Genomic DNA, 19,590 nt, shown 5'->3' on the forward strand with positions numbered 1-19,590 from the left:
AAGAAATCGGCAAAATCCGATGGGCTAAGCCATCGATACGTCGGCATTGGAAATACATCATTGGATGGTTAAAAGATGACTGGGATCTGATGGTTAGTCTAGAGACCTAGCGACAAACGTTCGTTATCTCTGTTCGGGATATCTGGGAAGAAGAGTCTCAGGACTCAGCCTTAATTTAGCTGAGGATATTTTCATCCTTGGGTAACTTTAATGATCTTTCCTACACTATTCCTAGAATTGGGTTTTAGTATGGAGACTGAGTAAACGATACATGTCTGCAAGTCCTAATCAATCTAGCTTTGTGAGTTCAGATCTAGATAGCTAGTTTGCTTCTCATCTGGGCAGAACAGCCCTTATATCGCCCTTCTACGGGGCTCTACCCTAGCAAGCCTGCCTCCCTTAGGCTTGGACTAGAAATATCTATTGCGGATTCCGTTGAGAATCTTGAGTTGTCGTACCATTTGACGGCTATCTTGACATTTTTGTTCATAAAATTCATTAAAAAATGTCAACAAACGCAGGGATATATGAACTGTGAAATTTTCATGGGGCAGATAGGGAATGTTAATTGATAGCGCTATTTCTAATCTAGGAAAGTTTGACAAGCATTGTCCTGCATTCATCCCTGGCATCGTGTTACTCCCTGGCATCAATGTGTTAGCATCCACCTCCCCTCTGAACTGGATTGGCAGCAGCCCACACCGTCGCAGAACAAAGACGGTGTGGGCTTGGGTGATGCTGAGCGTCCCGTGGCTAATGCACCGCCAATCAAGGCCATTCCTTTGGCGCTGTTAATGGCTGGCCCCCACAAAAGTCTTTAGTCCTTATCTACCATCCCCCGTCGTCTATTCCCCGAAGTTCAGGAACTTCCCACCATGGCAAACTATCCTAGCTCCCTAATCGTTGTTGATTCTCAGGTAGATGAGTACTGGCGCTTGGTCGATCATCTCGGTCGCCAGGGAACGAGCCGCGTCATCCAAGCCAACGAGGATGGGGTAGCGGTCATTACGGACGTTCTCCGCCAATATCCCACGGTAAACACCCTCGTGGTGATCGCCCACGGAGCACCGGGGCAGATGTTCCTAGGGCGCACAAGCCTCGACCTAGATAGCCTAGAGCAGTACAGCACAACTCTGGGGCAGTGGTTTGGGGAATCTGTGACCTCACCACAAATTCATCTCTATGGGTGCCAGGTGGCGGCGGGGGATGCCGGATCGGAGTTCCTATCCAAACTGCATGCCCTAACGGGGGCGGGGATTGCCGCTTCGCCTCGGTGGGTGGGCCATGCCGACCTAGGAGGCGACTGGAACCTAGACGCCACTGTGGGAGCGGTGACGGCGGTAAACACCGTAGATCATGGTTTTGCCGCTAGCTATCGGGCCGTTTTGGGGAGCGACAATTTTGGGATGACGGCCCCGCTTCTGACGGCAGGCGTGACCAGCGTGGGGAGCAACGTGGGAGCCACCCATCAAGCGGGCGAACCCATCCATGATCCCAATGTGGCCATCTTGCCCCAGGTCACTCAAGAAAGCCTGAATAACTCGATTTGGTGGCAATGGACGGCCACCACCACGGGGCTGATTACGGTGGATACCCTGGGCAGCAGCATCGATACGGTGCTGGCGGTGTATACGGGCGGGGCCGTCAACAGCCTGAACCAGATCGCCTTTAACGACAACATCAGCGGCAGTAACCTGCAAAGCCGAACGACCTTTACCGCTGTGATGGGAACCACCTACTACTTTGCGGTGGATGGCGTGGGCAGCGCCACGGGGGATGTGCGGATCACCCTGAACACGGCCCCACAAATTGCCCCAAATCAGATTTTTAGCATTGCCGAAAACTCTGCCAACGGAACGACGGTGGGCACGGTGGCGGTCAATGAGCCCGTGACTTGGTCGATTGTGTCGGGCAACCCCGACAACGACAACGACGGCAATCGGGCCTTTTTGATCAATCCGGTGACAGGGATCATCACCGTTAACGATTCGGGCGATCTCGACTTTGAATCCTTTGCCACCGCCTATAACCTGCTAGTGCGGGCCACCGATGGCGGCGGACTCTTCGACGAGAAATTCGTCACCATCAACCTGCTAGACGTCAATGAAGCTCCGGTCATCCTGAGTTTAGCCCCAACCCAGAGCAGCATTAACGAGGGCGGCCAGATTACCTTGGTAGGCAGCTTTAGGGATCTCGATGCCAACGATCTGCACACCGTTACCATCAACTGGGGCGATGGCACCAGTGACGTGATCGGCAGCGCCAACCTAGACCGGGATGCCAACGGCAATTTTGTCTTCTCCAACCTGCGCCACATCTACCAAGACAACGGCACCTACGTCATTACGATGACGGTGCGAGACGCTGGTGGCCTGGAGGCTACCCCTCGCACCACCAATGTGGTGGTGAATAATGTGCCGCCCACCATCACCCAGGGGGCCACCCTAGCGGTGACGGTGAACGAAGACAGCCCCACCACCTTTACCCTGAACGCCACCGACCCAGGGCGGCAGGATGTCTTGACCTGGAACATTCTGAATCAGCCCAGCAACGGTACGGCCACCGTATCGGGCACCCCTGGCACGAACCAGGTTATTTCCTATACCCCCAACCCTGACTTTGCAGGCACCGATACCTTTGAGGTGCAGGTGGCCGATGGCGACGGCGGCTTTGACACCATTCTGGTGACGGTAACGGTGGTGCCCCAGCCCGACCCACCGAGGGGGCTGAACATCCAGAGCGAAGTGTCTACCATCAACGAAGGGGACACCTTTACCCTCACAGGTACTTTCTCAGATCCAGATGTTGGCGACACCTTTACCGTCACCATCAACTGGGGCGATGGCACCCCGGCCACGGTACTGTCCAACAGCAACATCGTGAGCCTGGGCAACGGCAACTATCGCTTTACCACCAGCCACACCTACCGAGTCGATAGCGGCGCGGGCAGTTTCTCTATCAGCGCCATTGTGCGGGATTCTGCTGGGCTCACCGTGAGCGATACCCTGGCCGTGACCGTGGTGAATGTGCCGCCCACCATTGTGCAGGGATCTTTCCTGCCGCTGATCACCAACGAAGACACGCCCATCACCTTCGACTTGAGCGCTACGGATCCGGCAGATACCAACTTCCAGTGGTCGATTGTGGCCCAGCCCCCCAACGGCACCGTCACCTTTGTGACGAACCCCAACGGATCGGCGAACCAAACCCTGCGCTACACCCCCAACGCCAACTTTGACCAGAACAATGAGTTCAGCATCCGGGTGAGCGACGGCAACGGTGGAGTCAGCACCATCACAGTATTTGTGAATGTGGTGCCCGTCAACGATGCCCCCACCACCCTCACCCTCACCGGGCTCCCCACCGCTCCCATCAACGAAGGGGGCTCCGTTACCCTCGGTGGCAGCTTCATTGACGTTGACCGCATCGACAGCCACACCGTCACCATTAACTGGGGCGATGGCACCACCACCACCCTCACGGCAGCGGATTTGACCCGGACGCCTCCGGTCACGGGCACTACCTATACCCTGCCAGCCAGCACCCACGTCTACGCCGATGACGGTAACTTCACCGTCACGGTCACGGTCACGGACGCCGCCGGGGCTACCACCACCCGCACCCAGACGGTGACAGTCAACAACGTGGCTCCCACCATCCTCAACGAGGCCGGAGCCGATCCAGGCGGTTTACTCCCGACCATCAACGGTCTCGAAGATACGCCCCTGACCTTTGGCCTGCGGGCGTTTGATCCGGGGGTGACGGATATCTTGAGCTGGAGTATTTCGAGCCCGCCCAGCCGGGGGACAGTGACGATTCTGCCCCCTGTGGATGGGGAACCCCAGCAGTTCCGCTACACCCCTAACCCCGATGTCTCCGGCCCAGACACCTTTACCATTCGGCTCAGCGATGGCGATGGCGGTTTTGACACGGTGGTCGTAACCGTCAACATCGTGGAGGTGAACGACCTCCCCGTCATTACGACCAACCAGTTCACCATCACTGAGGGACAACCCCTACGCCTGACCCAGGCCAACCTCAGCGCCACCGACGTAGAAACCTTTGACCCCAACCTACTCTTCTTCATTGAGAACCTGGCTCCCGGCAATGGATCAACCATTCCGGCGGAGCGCTTTGAGGTGGACGGCATAACCCGCAACTTCTTCACGCTGCAAGAGGTGATCGAAGGTCGTGTGACCTTTGTGGACAACGGCGATGGCGTCGCGCCAGCCTTCACAATTAGGGTGCAGGACGGGAACGGCGGGACGGTAACGGTTCCAGCCAACGTCACGTTCATTGAGGTCAATGATGCTCCGGTGATCGTCAACGCTGGCTTTACCGTCACCCAGGGCCAAACGGTGTTGCTCACCAGCGCCAACTTTAGCGCCACCGACGAAGAATCCGACGATGCCACCCTGCGCTATGACTTCAGCCGGATTACAGGCGGCGTAATTCGGGTCAATGGCGTGGTCAGCACCTCCTTTACCCAGGCCGACATTAACGGTGGCCGGGTCTCCTTTGTGCACGACAACAGCGAAACCGTGCCCATCCTGGAATACACCGTCAGCGATGGCTTGCTCTCTACCCCCCGTACCGCCGTGGTTAACTTCATTAACGTCAACGACCCGCCCCGGATTTTGGCCAACCGCCTCACCCTCACCGAAGGCGATATCGTTACCATCACCCTCCAACATATCGATGCCACCGACCCCGACAACGACGACAACACCCTCGTCTTTGAGGTGACGGGCCTGCCTACAGATCCCACTGCGCCCACCTATCCCGGCACCTTTGAGCGATTTGCAGGGGGTATGTGGATCCCGACCACCTTCTTCACCCGGCAAGATCTTGTTGATGGCAACGTGCGGTTCAACCACTCCGGCAACGAAGTCGCCCCGGCCTACACCCTCATTGTGCGCGATAGCGGGGCTCCGGTGCTGTCGGATAGCAGCGCTGCGACGGTCAACTTTACGGCGGTCAATGATCCACCCATCTTTAGCCGCAACCTCCTAACCATTGCGGAGGGGGCTACGGTGGTGCTGACGTCCACCGACATTCTGGCCACGGATGAGGAAACCCCGGCCAGCGGGCTCACCTTTACCGTCAGCGACCTAGTGGGCGGACGGTTTGAGCTCGTCGCGAATCCGGGCACGGCCATCACCAGCTTCACCCAAGCCGATATCAACAGTGGCCGGGTGCAGTTTGTCCACGATGGCGCAGAACGCCCACCCACCTACGTCCTCACCGTCAGTGATGGGGTAAACGAGGTGGATAGCGAGGTCGCGGTGATCTTCACCCTAGTCAACGATGCGCCGATTCTGATCAACAATCGCCTCACCATCACCGAGGGCCAATCTCGGCTGATTACCACCGCCGACATCAACGCCAGCGATGAGGAGGACAACGACAACACCCTCACCTTTACCGTGGGCCGCATTGTGGGCGGGGTGTTTGTGCCCGATGCCACCTTTGCCGGGGGACGGTTTGTGTTTGTCTCGGCCATTGATGTGGCCATCACCAGCTTTACCCGCGATGACATCATTAACCAGCGGGTGCGGTTTATTCACGACGGCACCGAAACCAGTCCCAACTACGCCATTCGCGTTACCGATAGCGGCGGAGCCAGCACCTTCAGGAATGCGGATGTCACCTTCACCCCAGTGAATGATCTGCCCGTGGTGCAGCGCAATCGGCTCATCGTTGAGCAGGGGGGAGTCTTTGTCTTCAACCGCAATCTGGCCGATCCAGACCTGCGGACAACTGACGAAGAAACCACCGACCCCAGCCGCATTGTCTATACCGTGACCGCTGTAGCGGGGGGGCAGTTTGAAAACGTCTCTGCTAGCGGGGTTGCCATCACCGAGTTTACCCAGGCTGATCTGGATGCCGGGAATATTCGCTTTGTCCATGACAACAGCGAAACCGTGCCCAGCTATACCCTCAGCGTCAGCGACAGCACGGGCGGGGTTGTCACTAGCAACGGCAACATTTTCTACACCAACATCAACGATGCCCCCAGGTTCCTGGCCAACAGCTTCTCGCTGATTGAGGGCGGCACCGTGGTGCTCACCACCGCCAATATCAATGCTGTTGACCCAGAAACTCCGGCTATCGAGCTGCGCTTCCGCATTGAATCCGTTGTGGGAGGCTTCTTTGCGCGGGCGAGCGACCCCACCGTGGCCATCACGGAGTTCACCCTCGATGACATCCTGCGGGAGGACATTCTCTTTGTTCAGCCTCCGGCCCTCAAGGAAATTGTTCCCAGCTACACCATCTCCGTCATTGACACCGACCCCGATCCCGCCAATGTCAACACCGTGACGGAAAACGGCACGATTAACTTCACGCCCATCAACGATCCTCCCGAAATCCTCGTCAACACCCTGACGGTGACGGAAGGCAGCACCGTGGTCTTTGGCGATGGGCTGGGCACGGCGGTTACGGGCGGGGTACTGCGGGCAACGGATCCCGAAACTCCGGCGGCGCAGTTGATCTACACCGTCTCTGGGGTTCTGGGCGGGCGGTTTGAGCTGGTCAATGGCTCTGGCGTGTGGTCTCCCACCTTGACCTTCACCCAGGCCCAAATTACGGCCAACCAGGTGCGCTTTGTGCAGGATGGCACCAGCGTGAGGCCCAGCTATACCGTCACTGTTCGGGATCCCGAAGGTCTGACGGCCACCGGGACGCCCACCGTGAACTTCACGGATGTGAACGACCCACCGGAAATTACCCGCAACGTGTTGACCATCACCGAAGGCGACACAGTCATCCTCAGCAGCAACAACCTTCAGTACACCGACGAAGAATCTGGCCCCGACCAAGTCACCTACACCGTGATCACCGTGGTGGGGGGCCAGTTTGAGCGGGTCGCGGCGGCAGGGACGGCCATTACCAGCTTTACCCAAGCAGATGTCAACGCTGGGGCCATCCAGTTCGTCCACGACGGTACCGAAACCGTGCCCAGCTACAGCCTAACGCTGAGGGACAGCGGTTCGGCGAATGGCGCACCGATCACCGTCGGCCCCAGCCTCGTTACCGTCAACTGGACGCGGGTGAATGACGTGCCCGAGTTCCGGGTTAACACGCTCACCCTCAATGAGGGCGACACCGTTATCCTGGGCGATACCAACCTGTTGGCTGAAGATGAGGAATCTGGCCCTGCCGACCTCACCTACCAGGTGCAAAGCGTGACCAATGGGCGATTTGCGCTGGTGAGCGCCCCCACGGTTGCCATTACCAGCTTTACCCAGGCCCAGGTGAACGCCGGACAGGTGCAGTTTGTCCACGATGGCGGCGAACTCGCTCCCACCTACACCCTGGTGGTGAGCGACGGTGAAGGGGCCACAGCAACTATCCCCAGCAGCATCAACTTCACCAACGTCAATGATGCCCCCACCTTCCTGTTCCGCAATGTCGCCATTACGGAAGGGGCGACTGTCACCCTGGGGCTGAACAACATTACGGCGACGGATCCTGACCATCCCGACGATCAGATTCTCTACGGCGTCTCCAACGTGGTGGGCGGCAGTTTCTTCCGCAATGGCACCCTGCTGACGCCCTGGGATGCGGCGAATCCACGGGATCCTAACGCCACCTTTAGCGCGGTGGATCTATCCCTAGGACGGATCACCTTCGTGGATAATGGCGACAACAGCCCGCCCAGCTTTAGCTTTGTGGCGGTTGATCCAGACAATGCGGCCACGACGGTACCTGCGATCATCAGCTTTACCCCCGTCAATGACCCGCCAGTGCTGCGGGTGAACCAGTTCAGCATCACCGAAGGTCAGCCCTTGGTGATTACAGCACTCAACTTAGCGGCTGAGGACGAAGAAACCACCAACCCAGCGCAGCTCAGGTATCAAGTCCGCAACGTGGTGGGAGGCAGCTTTATTTCCCTCGCGACGAGCAATATCCTCTTCAGCTTCACCCAGGCCGAGGTGAACGCTGGCAACGATATCGTGTTCATCCACGACGGCACCGAAACCGTGCCCTCCTTCACGATTGAAGTGACGGATCCCGATGGCGGTACCACGGGGCAAATCGCCGCCATCATTGACTACATTCCGGTCAATGATGCGCCGATCTTCAGCCGCAACAGCCTGACCATTGCCGAAGGGCAAACGGTGGTGCTGTCTACGACCAATATCTTGGTCAACGATGTGGATACGCCCCTGAGCTTGCTCGATTTTCGGATCGATACCGTGCAAAATGGCTTCTTCAGTCGCCTCAATACCGACGGTACGACAGTACAGCTCAATGCCGGAGATACCTTCACCCGTACCGACCTGGTGCTGGGGCGCATCTCCTTCACCGCCAGCGATGACGGTAGCGCCCCTGCCTACACCCTCACCGTGCGCGACAACGATCCCCTCGGATCGCGGGAGACCCAGCGGGTGGCGTCCATCGCCTTCACCCCCATCAACGATCTGCCTGTCATTACAGCCAACAACTTTCAGATCACCGAGGGGGCCGATCTAGTCCTGACCACCACGAACCTCAATGCGACGGATGAGGAAACCCTGGATCGCAATCTGCTGGTCTACACCATGTCGGGGGTGCAGGGAGGCACCTTCATCAACATCGGGACGCCAACGCCGACCAACGTCACCACCTTCACTCAACGGGATGTGGATCAAGGGCTCATCCTCTTCCGCCACAACGGCAGCGAAACCCCCGCCGCCTTCACCATTGCCCTCTCCGACTCCACGGGCGGGGTCACGACGGTTCCTGGGAACGTCATCTTTACCAACGTCAACGATCCGCCAGTGATCACGGCGAACAACTTCCCAATCACCGAAGGCGGTACCCTGAGGCTGACAACGGCCAACCTCAATGCCACCGACCCCGACAACACCCCAGCCCAGCTGGTCTATACGGTAGGCGGTTTGGCCCGTGGGCAGTTTAGTCGCGACACCGACCTCAACGGTGTTCCCGACCAACCTGGTATCACGACCTTCACCCAGCAGGAGGTGCTGAATGGGGCCATCTTCTTCATCCATGATGGTAGCGAGAACGCCCCGACCTTTACCCTGACCCTGAGCGACGGGCAGGCCACGTTACCCACAGTTCCGGGCGGGATCGTCTTTACCAACGTCAACGATCCACCGGAAGCTGTGACCCTAGCCCTGAGCAACACCACCATCAACGAGGGTAGTGGTGTAGTCCTCAACGTCACCTTTAGGGATGTGGACTCTACCAGCCACACCGTTACGATTGACTGGGGCGATGGCACCACCACCACCGTTCCCGCCGGCCAAATCCTCAATGAGGGCGGCGGCAACTTCCGGGTACCCACCCTCAACCGCACGTACCCCGGCGATGGTGTCTTTACCATCACGGCTAGCGTCAACGATGGACAGGCCACCACCCGCGCCACGGCGGCTCTCACCGTCAACGATGTGCCGCCCATTGTCCCCCTGACGGGGTCTGGCCCCATTCGGGCTGGTCAACGGTATACCCTGAACATTGGTACCCCCATCGATCCAGGGAATGACCAATACGTGGCCTTCCGCATTAACTGGGGCGATGGCACCACCACCACGGTGAACAATCCTGGCGATGTCACGAAGGTGTACAAGGTGTTTGGCGACTACACCATCTCCGTCACCGCCATTGATACCAATAATCGGGAGTTTACGGGCTTTACCCAAACTGCCAACATCCTCTTCCCCACCACCGATTTCTCGGGGAATGGCCTCACCGACCTCTTCTGGCGCACGGGCGTCACGAACAGGCTGTGGTCCCTCAATGCCGCAGGGAATTTTGGCCAGTCCCAGAACGTTCAGAACCTCGACAGCAACTTCGTTGTGCAGTCAGTGGCTGACTTTGACAACGACGGTAAGGTGGATGTCTTCTGGCGCAATACGACGACAGGTGAGATTCGCCTTTGGTTCATGGACGGCACCAACGTGACTTCGGCGACAACCCCCCCAGCCCCAACGGCGGCTTGGAGGACGGCTGGATTCGCAGATTTCAACAACGATGGCAACATCGATGTGCTGTGGCGTAATACCGACGGCAGGAATTCAATCTGGACGCTCAACAACGGCACTCGGATCCAGGGGCTGACACTGCCCTCCCAACCCGTTGGCTTTGAGGTCGCAGGGCTCACGGATGTGAACCAAGATGGTTTTGACGACATTATTTGGCGCAATGCAAGCACCGGACAAAACCTGGCGTGGATCATGGATGGTACGACCTTTAGTGGACGCACCATCACCCTGCCCAGCGCGTCCAGTCAATGGAGTCTAGTGGGTATCGCTGACTTTAACAACGACAAAATTGAGGACTTCGTGTGGCGGACAACGACCGGACGCACCTCGATTTGGGAAATGGGGGCCAATGGTACGCGAATCAGGGGCACAGGCTTGCCAGATCTCGATCCAGGTTATCAACTGCGGGGTGCGACCGACCTCAACAGTGATAGCCAACCCGATCTGCTCTGGCGCAATTCCACCACAGGCGACACCCTGGCTTGGATCATGAACGGCACAGCGGTTGCTGGAACCATCAACTACCCGACCCTATCCAGCGATTGGCAAGTGTTCGTGTAGAGAATTGAGTTGCGCGTCATAACTTGAATGTGCAGGGGGCAGGTCGCTGTCCCCTTTTTTCTTGTTTATGGACAGACGGGGACAAGGTCGCAGTCTTGCCATTGCCAAAAGCTGTCACGGTAGCCATTGCGTAGGGGCCATGGATGGAGGGCAAAGTAAGCCGCCATACCCACAGGGTGATCTGGGCAGATGTCTAGGCCAGGAACTTGCGGAGGGGCTGGCTGGACTAGAGACGGCGCAGCAGGTAAACGCTATAGCCGTAGGCATCGCTATGACGCTCAAACAGGTCGATTTCTGCCTCGGTGTCTTGAATCACGGCCTGCATCACGGGGTCAGGGGAATTGCCCAACAATTGCATTTTGGCCTTGAGGGGAGGGTAGTAGTTTTGCCACCAAGCCTCAGCGGGAAGACGCTCTACGCCCAACACCTCAAACCCTTGAGAAAGGGCCGTTTGGATGTTGTCGGCCTCGCTGGCCATGGCGGGATAGGCCTGTTGCCAGTAGGCTTCGGCTGGGGCGGGAATGTCCTCGGTAAACCAGCTCAGTTCTGAAATAACCGCCAGACCACCGGGCTTTAACAAAGGCTTCCAAGCCGCCAAGGCTCCGGCAAAGGTGAGGTTATAGGCGGCCCCTTCCGACCACAGCAGATCCAGTTCTCCGGGGAGCCAGTCTAACGCGCCAAAGTCGGCCTCAATCCACTGAATCTGATTTTGTAGCCCCCGTTGTTCCGCCCGCTGAGCCGCTTCGATTAAGAAGTCGGAGGCAAAATCCACCGCCCGCACGGTTGTTTTAAACCAGTCGGCTAACAGGACGGCGCTGGCCCCGGTACCGCAGCCCAGATCGGCAATGGTGGGCTGCGGCGGCAAGGGGGGCAACTGGGCGAGAATCCGCCGCGACACTGCTTCATCCCCTGGCCCCTGGCGGTCTAGGCCACGGTGCAGTTCAATCAGCGCGGCAATGACTGGGTCAAGGTGGGGGGCTGGCTGGGGTTCCGTCATGGTCTCTTAGTTCCTAGGGGCAGTTCACCCGTCAACGTACACAGGCCAGTTCACTCAGCCAGTCGCCAAGGTCAATTCGCCAAGGTTAATTCACAAAGTAGGTGCCATACATCATGTACTCATCCCGCTGGGCCTGGGCTTCATCTTCATAGAAGGCGACTTCTACGGTGGTGACGGTGCCCGATGCGTCGGTGTTGGGGATCAGCTTCACGAAGGGATGGTTGGTGTCGTAGAACTGGGGGTTGGCCTCTAGTTTCAGCAAAAAGCCGCCCTCGGTGCTAATCAGCGTGTAGGGGCTGGTTTGGCCGCTGCCCCAGGTGATGTCGCCGCTGGTGATGGTCATGGGGCCAAAGGCGAGGAGGACGTTGCTCATGGGCTCCCACTGTTTGACGAGGGCATCGGGGAGCGGGTCGCGCTGGACAGGGGACGTGGTGCTGGGAGCCTGGGGAACAGGATTGTCTGGGCTGGGGGCTGGCGTTGGGGGTGGTTCAACCGGGGGAGCAGGCTCGGTGGGGGGGGGTGACGTGGGGGGGGGTGACGTGGCTTGTTCGGGCAAAGGGGCAGTACGGCAACTGGCCACCATTAGGCCCAGCAGCAGGCTCAACCCAACGCGCCGCCACCTTAGTCCCATCGATCTAGCGGTGCGGCCACCCTCGGCGGCAATTTTGGCAATGGTGAGTACGGGTTGAATAGACATACCTAGCCCTTCTTCGAGAACCCCTGATCGGAGCCATGCGCCGACATCGGCAAAACGCCGAGAGTATAGCGTTAATGCTTCCTATTATGACCATTGGATTTTGGAACAATGACGGCCAAGCCTGATTCTGGCTGGGCTTGACTGCTCAAAAGCCCCCTCAGTGCCCCCCCAGGGCATTGAAGTTTTAGGACGGGCAGGGTTAAGTAGACAGGAGATTGCAGGCCCACCGTTAACCTATCTTCACCTTCGGTTGGTGGCCCTGTCCGACGTATTCAACGGATATTCCATGCCCCATTTTCTAAAACTGGCCGCTAGTGGCGTTGCCCTCGCCACGCTGGTGGCCCTCCAAGCCTGCGGTGGCGCTTCTACCACAACGGAAGAGCCCAGCGCTGCGCCCCAAGCCGCTGGCGATGCTGCCGAAACAGGTACTCTGGCCATTCGCGCCAATGGGGAAGACTTTGTGCGTCAGGGTTTCACCAGTCGCGATGGCTGGAAAATTACCTTTGACCATGTGTATGTTTCCCTATCCGACATCACCGCCTCTCAAACCGATCCGCCCTTTAACCCAGAGGCCGGGGAAGAACTCCAGGCTAAGGCCCAAGTGGTGGTAGACAGCCCGAAGGTGGTGGATTTGGCCGAGGGCGACGACAGCGCTGATCCCGTGTTAGTCACCGAATTGGAGGCTCCGGCGGGACGGTTCAACGCCCTGGCCTGGACGATGGTTCCGGCGGCGGATGGCCCTTCGGCGGGCTATTCCCTCTGGCTGCAAGGCACGGCCACGAAGGACGGCCAAACCCTGCCCTTTACTCTGAGACTTTCTGAAGCCTTGGCCTTTACCTGCGGCGATTTCGTCGGCGACGAGCGCAAGGGCATCCTAGAAGCCAACGGCACGGCGGATCTAGAGGCCACCTTCCACTTCGACCACCTGTTTGGCGATGGCGATGCCCCCGCCGATGACGACATCAATACCGGAGCCCTAGGGTTTGATCCCCTGGCAGCCCTGGCCGAAAATGGCGAAGTCAACCTCGATAGCGCCGCCCTCGAAGCGGGTCTTTCGGCGGAAGACTACGCAACCTTCCTCAACATTCTGCCCAGCCTGGGCCATGTGGGCGAAGGCCATTGTGAAGAAATTCAGTTAACGGCCTCATGAAATATTCCCTGGCTTTACTGTTAGCAGGATGGAGCGGCTTGGTTGCAGCCGTCCCGGTCTTTGCCCACGGAGCCAAAATTGAGTACCAACCCATCAACGGCATCGAAGTTCAAGCCCGCTATGATTCGGGGGAACCGATGAGGGCCGCACAGGTGAATGTCTACGCCCCCGACAACCCCAGCGAACCCTGGCAAACGGGCGTCACAGACGACGACGGGCGCTTCGTCTTCTCCCCCGACCCTAGCCGACCCGGTAACTGGGAGGTGATGGTGCGCCAAGCGGGCCACGGGGATGTGGTGGCGATTCCGGTGGGGGAAGCCCCGGCAGCGGCGAATGCCTCGACGACGGGGGACTCGGCGGCATCAGGTTCCAGTGCCACCGATGGCACCACTGAGGTCGCTGACAACGCGAATCGTCCCGCTGTGTTGGCGAATGCCGGATCACCCCGTGCCGCCGGAGTGCCCCTGTGGGTGAGCATGGCGGCGATGGTGTGGGGCTTCGTGGGCACCGCCCTATTTTTTGCGAGGGGTAAGCGCTAGTGCACATTCCCGACGGTATTGTTTCGGCCCAGGTGTGCGCCGCTGGCTATGCCCTCACGGGGCTGGCGACCTGGTATTCCCTGCGCCAAATCAACCGCAAGCCTGACCCCAGTGCGGAAATCCCCAAGGCATCGTTGCTGACAGCGGCGTTTTTTGTGGCCTCGTCCATCTATATCCCCGTGCCGCCCACCAGTGTGCATTTGATTTTGAACGGCCTGCTAGGGGTGGTGCTGGGCTACTTTGCCTTTCCGGCCATTTTGATTGGCCTGTTTTTTCAAGCGTTGGTGATCGGCCACGGCGGGTTAACCACGCTGGGGGTGAATGCCGCGATGATGGGCATTCCGGCGTTGCTGGCCTACCACATTTTCCAGGGGCGACAATCCATCGGCAAGGTGCTGCCGGAGCCTGCCCGAACCGGGGTGTTTGCCTTTTTGGGCGGTGCCCTGGGCTTGGGCATCGCGGCGCTGATTTTTCTGGCCCTGGTAATTCTCAACATTCCCGCCGATGTGGATGCTAATGCCGAGCGGGCCGCGATTCTCACCCTGTCCATCGCCCACATTCCGTTGATGATGGTGGAAGGAACCTTCACCGCCATGCTGGTGCTGTTTTTGCAGCGGGTCAAGCCCGAATTGCTGGAGGGCTAGGCATGGGAGCGTTGCGGTCTGAAACCTACATCCACCGCGAGTCGGTGATTCATCGCTGGGCACCCCGGCTGAAGCTGGTGAGCTTGCTGGCGCTGATGTTTGCCTTTGCCACGGTGCGTCAGTTGGTGCTGGTGCCCTGGATGCTGGCCTTGGCCCTATTGCTCTATGCCCTGTCGGAACTGCCCTTTTCCTTTTTGCGCCAACGGTTGAGCTATCCCGGCCTATTTATTTTGGCGGTAGTGGTGCTGTTACCGCTGACGGTGGGCGAAACGGTGCTGGCCCATTGGGGGTGGTTCACCCTGCGCCAGGAAGGTTTACAGGCCACGGGGCTAATTTTGGGCCGTTTTCTGTCGATTTTAACCCTCGGCTTCATTTTGCTGGGCACCACGCCGTTTTTGACGATTTTGAACACCATGCGCCGCCTGGGCCTGCCCGTCATTTTGGCGGATATGACCCTCCTCGCCTACCGCTACCTCTACGAAATTGCCGACACCCTAGCGACCATGCAGCAGGCCATGCGGCTGCGGGGCTTTGGCCAAACTCGGCAGCGCTGGTTTCGCATCAATGGACAGGCCATGCAACAGCGGGCCATGCTGGCGGGTAATTTGCTGATTCGCAGCTACGAACAGTCGGAACGAGTTTACAAGGCTATGCGGCTGCGGGGCTATGGCTACGGCGTGGCCTCAACGGTTAGCACCGGGACAGCCACCCCAGCCCCCGGCCTGAGCTGGCTGCTGACGGGGGCCGTCCTGCTGGCGGCGGCGGGGATTGTGATTGCAGAAGGACTGTTGCGCCGATGATGGATTCCGTTTCCACCAGCCTCAACTCCATGACCACTCCCGGACAGCGGCCCGTGGCCATCGCCGCCCAATCCCTCTCCTTTTCCTACCCTGACCAGCCCGGTGTGCTGTGCGGCCTTGATTTGGCGGTACACGAAGGGGAACGGCTGGGCATTATTGGCCACAACGGCTGCGGCAAAACCACCCTATTCATGCTGCTTTGCGGCGTCCTCACCCCCAGCACCGGGGAGATTGCCCTGTTTGGCGAACCCCTCAAGCCGGGACAATTTCGGCCAGAGGTGGGGCTGTTGTTCCAAGACCCCGACGACCAACTCTTTTCCGCCTCCGTGCGCGACGATATTGCCTTTGGCCCCCAAAACATGGGCTTAGATCCGGCTGAAGTCGAAGCCCGTGTCGCCCAGGCCGCCGAAATGACGGGCATCACCCCCCTGCTGCCCCGCCTGCCCCACCACCTCTCTGGCGGCGAAAAGCAAATGGTCGCCATTGCCGGACTGCTGGCCATGACCCCCAAAATTCTCCTCTGCGACGAACCCACCGCCAGCCTCGACCTCCGCACCCGTCGCCGCCTGATCCGCTTCCTCAAAAACTCCACCGAAACCCTGCTGATCTCCTCCCACGATTTGGAGTTTGTCCTAGAAGTTTGTGATCGCGTCCTGCTGATCGACGAAGGCCGCATCATCGCCGACGGCTGCCCCAGGGTGGTGATGGGCGATCAAGCCCTGATGGAAAAACATGGGTTGGAAAAACCTCATTCGCTGATTCCGCACCAAGATGCCCACCACGGCTAGGCTCCCATTGCCCAGAGGCTGCTCCAGCCCTTCCAGAAAAAGACGGTGCCAAATAGGAGCGAAACCACGAGGCCAATTATTCGCTGGTTCTTGGTCAGCCACTCGTTCGCCATTCGCAGGAAACCACTGGCAGGGCCAGGAACGGCGGCATAGAACAGCAGGGGCAAAATCAAAAGCGACTGCGCCCCCAGGATGTACACCAGATATGCCTGAAGGGCGGCGGCACGGTCTAAATTGGCCTCGCGAATGATCCCCAGGGCGGCGAGGGTAAACACCCACAACTTGGGGGCGATAGTGGTGAGCATTAGGCCCATGCCCAGCAACTTGAGGGGTTTGGCCTGGTCAATCTGTTGAAACAACTTGGGGGGCGGCGCATCGGGGTCGGGGGCATGGATGAGAGACTTGCAGGCCGAAATCAGCAGCATCAACCCCAGGGCCATCAGCAATAGTGCCATCACCAGCTGGGGCGCGTTGGATTCTGAAAATACCTCAGCCTGCCCCAAGACCATGCCAAACAGCCAGCCCTGAAACAGCCGCACCAGGGTAATGCCCAGCACAAAGGCGATGGCCTTCCCCAAGCCGCGCCGACTCTGCAAAATCAACAACACAATAACGAGCCACAGGGGAGCCAACGCCGCCCCCAGCATCAACGGCAGCAGGTCAAGGAATAGAGTTGTCGGCAACATCAATGGCACCAGCAATCAGCATCAACAGGGGTGAGTGGGCAGACCCTCGGCCTCGCTAGCCTCTCACCTCGCTAGCATCTACGGTTATCTACCCACGGGTTGAGTATGATAAAACCATGTCATCAATGGTGACATTTCTTTACAACCTTCCCCCTTGCCCTTCTCCCCAGATTTCCCCCCATTATGGTTGCAGAACTGACGATTGCCGCCCTCGAAACCCGCACCTGGCGCTGGCAAGATCACCGCATTACCTACACCGTGCAGGGGCATGGTCAGCCCTTGGTGCTCATTCACGGGTTTGGGGCGTCCTTGGGCCACTGGCGCAAAAATATTCCTGTGCTGGCGGAGGCTGGATACCAGGTCTATGCCCTGGATTTGCTAGGATTTGGGGCGTCGGATCAGCCTGTGTTGGACTACAGCTTGGATCTGTGGCAAGCTCTGTTGTACGACTTTTGGGCCGAATTTATTCAAACCCCAGCAATCTACGTCGGCAACTCCATCGGCGGATTGCTGACCCTGATGATGCTGGCCAACCACCCCGAAACTGCCCAGGCCGGGGCCGTTCTGAACTGTGCGGGCGGGCTGAATCACCGTCCCGAAGAAATGTACCCGCCCCTCAGTTGGGTGATGGAAGCCTTTACCTGGCTGGTGAGTTCTGACACCGTGGGGCCAGTGGTGTTTAACCAGGTGCGCCGCAAGGGGCGGATTCGTAGTTCCCTAAAGCAGGTCTACCGCAACCGCGCCGCCATCACCGACGAACTGGTGGAGATGATCTACGCCCCCGCCTGTCAGCCCAACGCCCAAAAGGTGTTTGCCTCCATCGTCACCGCGCCCCCAGGGCCAAAACCCAGCGACCTGCTGCCTGCCATCGCCCAACCCCTCCTCGTCCTCTGGGGCGAAAATGACCCCTGGACGCCCATCCAAGGGGCCAAGCTCTATCGTCAACGGGCCGATGACCCCACCCAAGCCGTTACCTTCCACAGCATCCCCAACACCGGACACTGCCCCCACGACGAACGGCCCGACGTGGTGAACCCCCTGCTGATTGACTGGCTGGGAACCCTAGATTCCGCCATCCGTTAAGCATCCTGACCCATCGCTGCCCAAAGGCCACTATGGACAGCCTTGTTCGACTGTATACAATGGACGGTATGCAAAATGAAATCCGGTTAGGATCAGAGAATTTCCAACGACTACAAACCCTCTCGATGGCGGCGACTTAGCCATCACCCCCAGCCTCTCTCCCAGGGGGAGAGGGGAGCCGGAAATGCCCTCAACATCCTTCACTGTCCCTCTCCTACCCTTACCCCAAACCCCTATGACCACCGTGCCCACCCTCCAGTCCCAAGGTCAACCTTCCCCCGATCAGGCCGTTCATGGTCAGCCCGTGCTGCGGGTGAACGGCAAGCGCCTCAACCAAAGCCTGGACGACCTCGCGGCCATTGGCCAGATGGACAACGGCGGCATTTGTCGGCTGGCCTTTAGCCCGGAGGATGTGCAGGGGCGTGAACTGGTGCGCCGCTGGATGATTGAAGCCGGGATGACCGTGCGGCTCGATACGGCGGGTAACATGATCGGACGATTGCCGGGACAACTGGATCTTCCGGCCCTGGCCACGGGTTCCCACATTGACACGGTGCCCTGCGGTGGCAAGTTTGATGGCTGTTTGGGGGTGTTGGCGGGCATTGAAGTGGCCCGCACCCTACAAGAGCACAGCCTTCAGTTGGATCACCCCTTTGAGGTGATTGTGTTTGCTGACGAAGAAGATACCATGATCGGCAGTCGCGCCATGGCCGGAACGGCGTCCTTGGACGTGACCGACTATCGCCGCAAGGATGGCCACCCCATCGACCAGTGCATTCAACAGGTGGGGGGCGACTGGAGCCGCCTTGCCCTGGCCCGCCGCACCCGGGGCGAGGTCTGCGCCTTTGTGGAACTGCACGTAGAGCAGGGGGGCGTGCTGGAAACCGCCAAGGCCCAAATCGGTGTGGTGCAAGGGGTGGTAGGGATGCAGCGCTACCAAATTCAAATTACCGGACGCCCCAACCACGCCGGAACCACCCCCATGGATCTGCGCCAGGATGCCCTCGTGGCCGCTGCTCAGGTGGTGCTAGCGGTAAATCAACTGGCTACGGAACCACCGGGGCAGCGGGTGGCCACCGTGGGCGCGTTGCAGGTGTCGCCCAACGCCGCCAACATTGTGCCCGGTAAAGTCGTCGCTAGTCTCGATGTGCGGGATCTCGATCAAGACGTGATCGATAAACTGGTGAACGACCTCAAAATCGAGCTGGTCGCCATTGCCCAGCGCACCCACACCCACATCGAAATCCTGCCCCAGCTCAATGTGGCCCCCAGCCCCGCCGCCCCCCACATTCAGTCCACCATTGCGGAAGTCTGCACCACCCTGGGTCTGAGTTCCATGTCCATGCCCAGCCGCGCCGGACACGACGCCCTCGAAATTGGCCGCTTCACCGACATGGGCATGATTTTTGTGCCCAGCGAAGGCGGCTTCAGCCACTCCGAAGTGGAATACACCTCCCCCGACCAATGCACCCAGGGGGCCAACGTGCTGCTCGAAACCTTGCTGCGGCTGGATCAGCACTACAGCTAAGCCCGGTCAGCCTAGGCCATCCACCGAGAGCCATGGGCTCGGGAGCCATGGGCTAGCGTTGGCCGTGCCGCCCGTCCTGAAGTCAGGGTTGTTCTTCGTCCTGCGGTCTTCTGCTGTTGGCCAAG

General features: G+C 59.0%; 11 protein-coding genes. 8 read left to right on the forward strand and 3 right to left on the reverse strand.

Translation table 11 applies throughout. The features are described 5' to 3' along the window. Window positions 1-875 precede the first annotated feature (875 nt). Window positions 876-10,553 (forward strand): cadherin-like domain-containing protein, encoded by a 9,678-nt coding sequence (locus tag GFS31_RS17470; protein WP_198806018.1) that lies wholly within the window; start codon window positions 876-878, stop codon window positions 10,551-10,553. A 226-nt stretch (window positions 10,554-10,779) separates the two neighbouring features. Here GFS31_RS17470 and GFS31_RS17475 read toward each other — a convergent pair whose 3' ends face one another. Both GFS31_RS17475 and GFS31_RS17480 read right to left on the reverse strand, forming a co-directional pair. Then, window positions 10,780-11,550, reverse strand: a complete 771-nt coding sequence (locus GFS31_RS17475) for a class I SAM-dependent methyltransferase (RefSeq protein ID WP_198806019.1) — start codon at window positions 11,548-11,550, stop codon at window positions 10,780-10,782. 85 nt (window positions 11,551-11,635) lie between these two features. Continuing rightward, window positions 11,636-12,247, reverse strand: a complete 612-nt coding sequence (locus tag GFS31_RS17480) for a hypothetical protein (protein WP_198806020.1) — start codon at window positions 12,245-12,247, stop codon at window positions 11,636-11,638. Window positions 12,248-12,533: 286 nt separating this feature from the next. On the opposite strand from GFS31_RS17480, the gene GFS31_RS17485 reads away from it, so the two are divergent. Genes GFS31_RS17485 through GFS31_RS17505 form a run of 5 tightly spaced genes read left to right on the forward strand, consistent with a single transcriptional unit; the run spans window position 12,534 to window position 16,168 of the window. Further along, on the forward strand, window positions 12,534-13,397 hold the full coding sequence (locus tag GFS31_RS17485; protein ID WP_198806021.1) for a DUF4382 domain-containing protein: 864 nt from the start codon (window positions 12,534-12,536) through the stop codon (window positions 13,395-13,397). A gap of 38 nt (window positions 13,398-13,435) precedes the next feature. Then, the gene (locus GFS31_RS17490; RefSeq protein ID WP_198806022.1) at window positions 13,436-13,936 is read left to right on the forward strand and encodes a carboxypeptidase-like regulatory domain-containing protein; all 501 of its coding nucleotides are present in this window, start codon (window positions 13,436-13,438) and stop codon (window positions 13,934-13,936) included. Then, window positions 13,936-14,580, forward strand: coding sequence for a cobalt transporter CbiM (gene cbiM / locus GFS31_RS17495; protein WP_198806023.1), 645 nt, complete (start codon window positions 13,936-13,938; stop codon window positions 14,578-14,580). Before GFS31_RS17490 ends, cbiM begins: the two co-directional genes overlap by 1 nt. A gap of 2 nt (window positions 14,581-14,582) precedes the next feature. After that, the gene (gene cbiQ, locus GFS31_RS17500) at window positions 14,583-15,380 is read left to right on the forward strand and encodes a cobalt ECF transporter T component CbiQ (protein WP_198806024.1); all 798 of its coding nucleotides are present in this window, start codon (window positions 14,583-14,585) and stop codon (window positions 15,378-15,380) included. Then, window positions 15,377-16,168: an energy-coupling factor ABC transporter ATP-binding protein gene (locus tag GFS31_RS17505; protein WP_198806025.1), complete on the forward strand. Its 792-nt coding sequence runs from the start codon at window positions 15,377-15,379 to the stop codon at window positions 16,166-16,168. Before cbiQ ends, GFS31_RS17505 begins: the two co-directional genes overlap by 4 nt. Here the strand turns inward: GFS31_RS17505 and GFS31_RS17510 are convergent. Continuing rightward, entirely contained in the window at window positions 16,165-16,854 is a 690-nt protein-coding gene (locus GFS31_RS17510; protein WP_198806026.1) for a GAP family protein, read from the reverse strand. The two genes, GFS31_RS17505 and GFS31_RS17510, sit on opposite strands and share 4 nt — an antisense overlap. 183 nt (window positions 16,855-17,037) lie before the next feature. Here GFS31_RS17510 and GFS31_RS17515 point away from each other — a divergent pair, with 183 nt between their 5' ends. Both GFS31_RS17515 and GFS31_RS17520 read left to right on the forward strand, forming a co-directional pair. After that, entirely contained in the window at window positions 17,038-17,937 is a 900-nt protein-coding gene (locus GFS31_RS17515; protein ID WP_198806027.1) for an alpha/beta fold hydrolase, read from the forward strand. A gap of 235 nt (window positions 17,938-18,172) precedes the next feature. Then, the gene (locus GFS31_RS17520; protein ID WP_198806028.1) at window positions 18,173-19,465 is read left to right on the forward strand and encodes a Zn-dependent hydrolase; all 1,293 of its coding nucleotides are present in this window, start codon (window positions 18,173-18,175) and stop codon (window positions 19,463-19,465) included. The last annotated feature ends 125 nt before the right edge of the window (window positions 19,466-19,590 follow it).

It is taken from the genome of Leptolyngbya sp. BL0902 (assembly GCF_016403105.1).
GTDB lineage: Bacteria > Cyanobacteriota > Cyanobacteriia > Phormidesmidales > Phormidesmidaceae > Nodosilinea.

Excerpts from the sequence above, each read along its gene's own strand:
- GFS31_RS17470 (WP_198806018.1), top strand. The coding sequence starts at position 876 with ATGGCAAACTATCCTAGCTCCCTAATCGTTGTTGATTCTCAGGTAGAT.
- GFS31_RS17475 (WP_198806019.1), bottom strand. The coding sequence starts at position 11,550 with ATGACGGAACCCCAGCCAGCCCCCCACCTTGACCCAGTCATTGCCGCG.
- GFS31_RS17480 (WP_198806020.1), bottom strand. The coding sequence starts at position 12,247 with ATGTCTATTCAACCCGTACTCACCATTGCCAAAATTGCCGCCGAGGGT.
- GFS31_RS17485 (WP_198806021.1), top strand. The coding sequence starts at position 12,534 with ATGCCCCATTTTCTAAAACTGGCCGCTAGTGGCGTTGCCCTCGCCACG.
- cbiQ (WP_198806024.1), top strand. The coding sequence starts at position 14,583 with ATGGGAGCGTTGCGGTCTGAAACCTACATCCACCGCGAGTCGGTGATT.
- GFS31_RS17505 (WP_198806025.1), top strand. The coding sequence starts at position 15,377 with ATGATGGATTCCGTTTCCACCAGCCTCAACTCCATGACCACTCCCGGA.
- GFS31_RS17510 (WP_198806026.1), bottom strand. The coding sequence starts at position 16,854 with ATGTTGCCGACAACTCTATTCCTTGACCTGCTGCCGTTGATGCTGGGG.
- GFS31_RS17515 (WP_198806027.1), top strand. The coding sequence starts at position 17,038 with ATGGTTGCAGAACTGACGATTGCCGCCCTCGAAACCCGCACCTGGCGC.
- GFS31_RS17520 (WP_198806028.1), top strand. The coding sequence starts at position 18,173 with ATGACCACCGTGCCCACCCTCCAGTCCCAAGGTCAACCTTCCCCCGAT.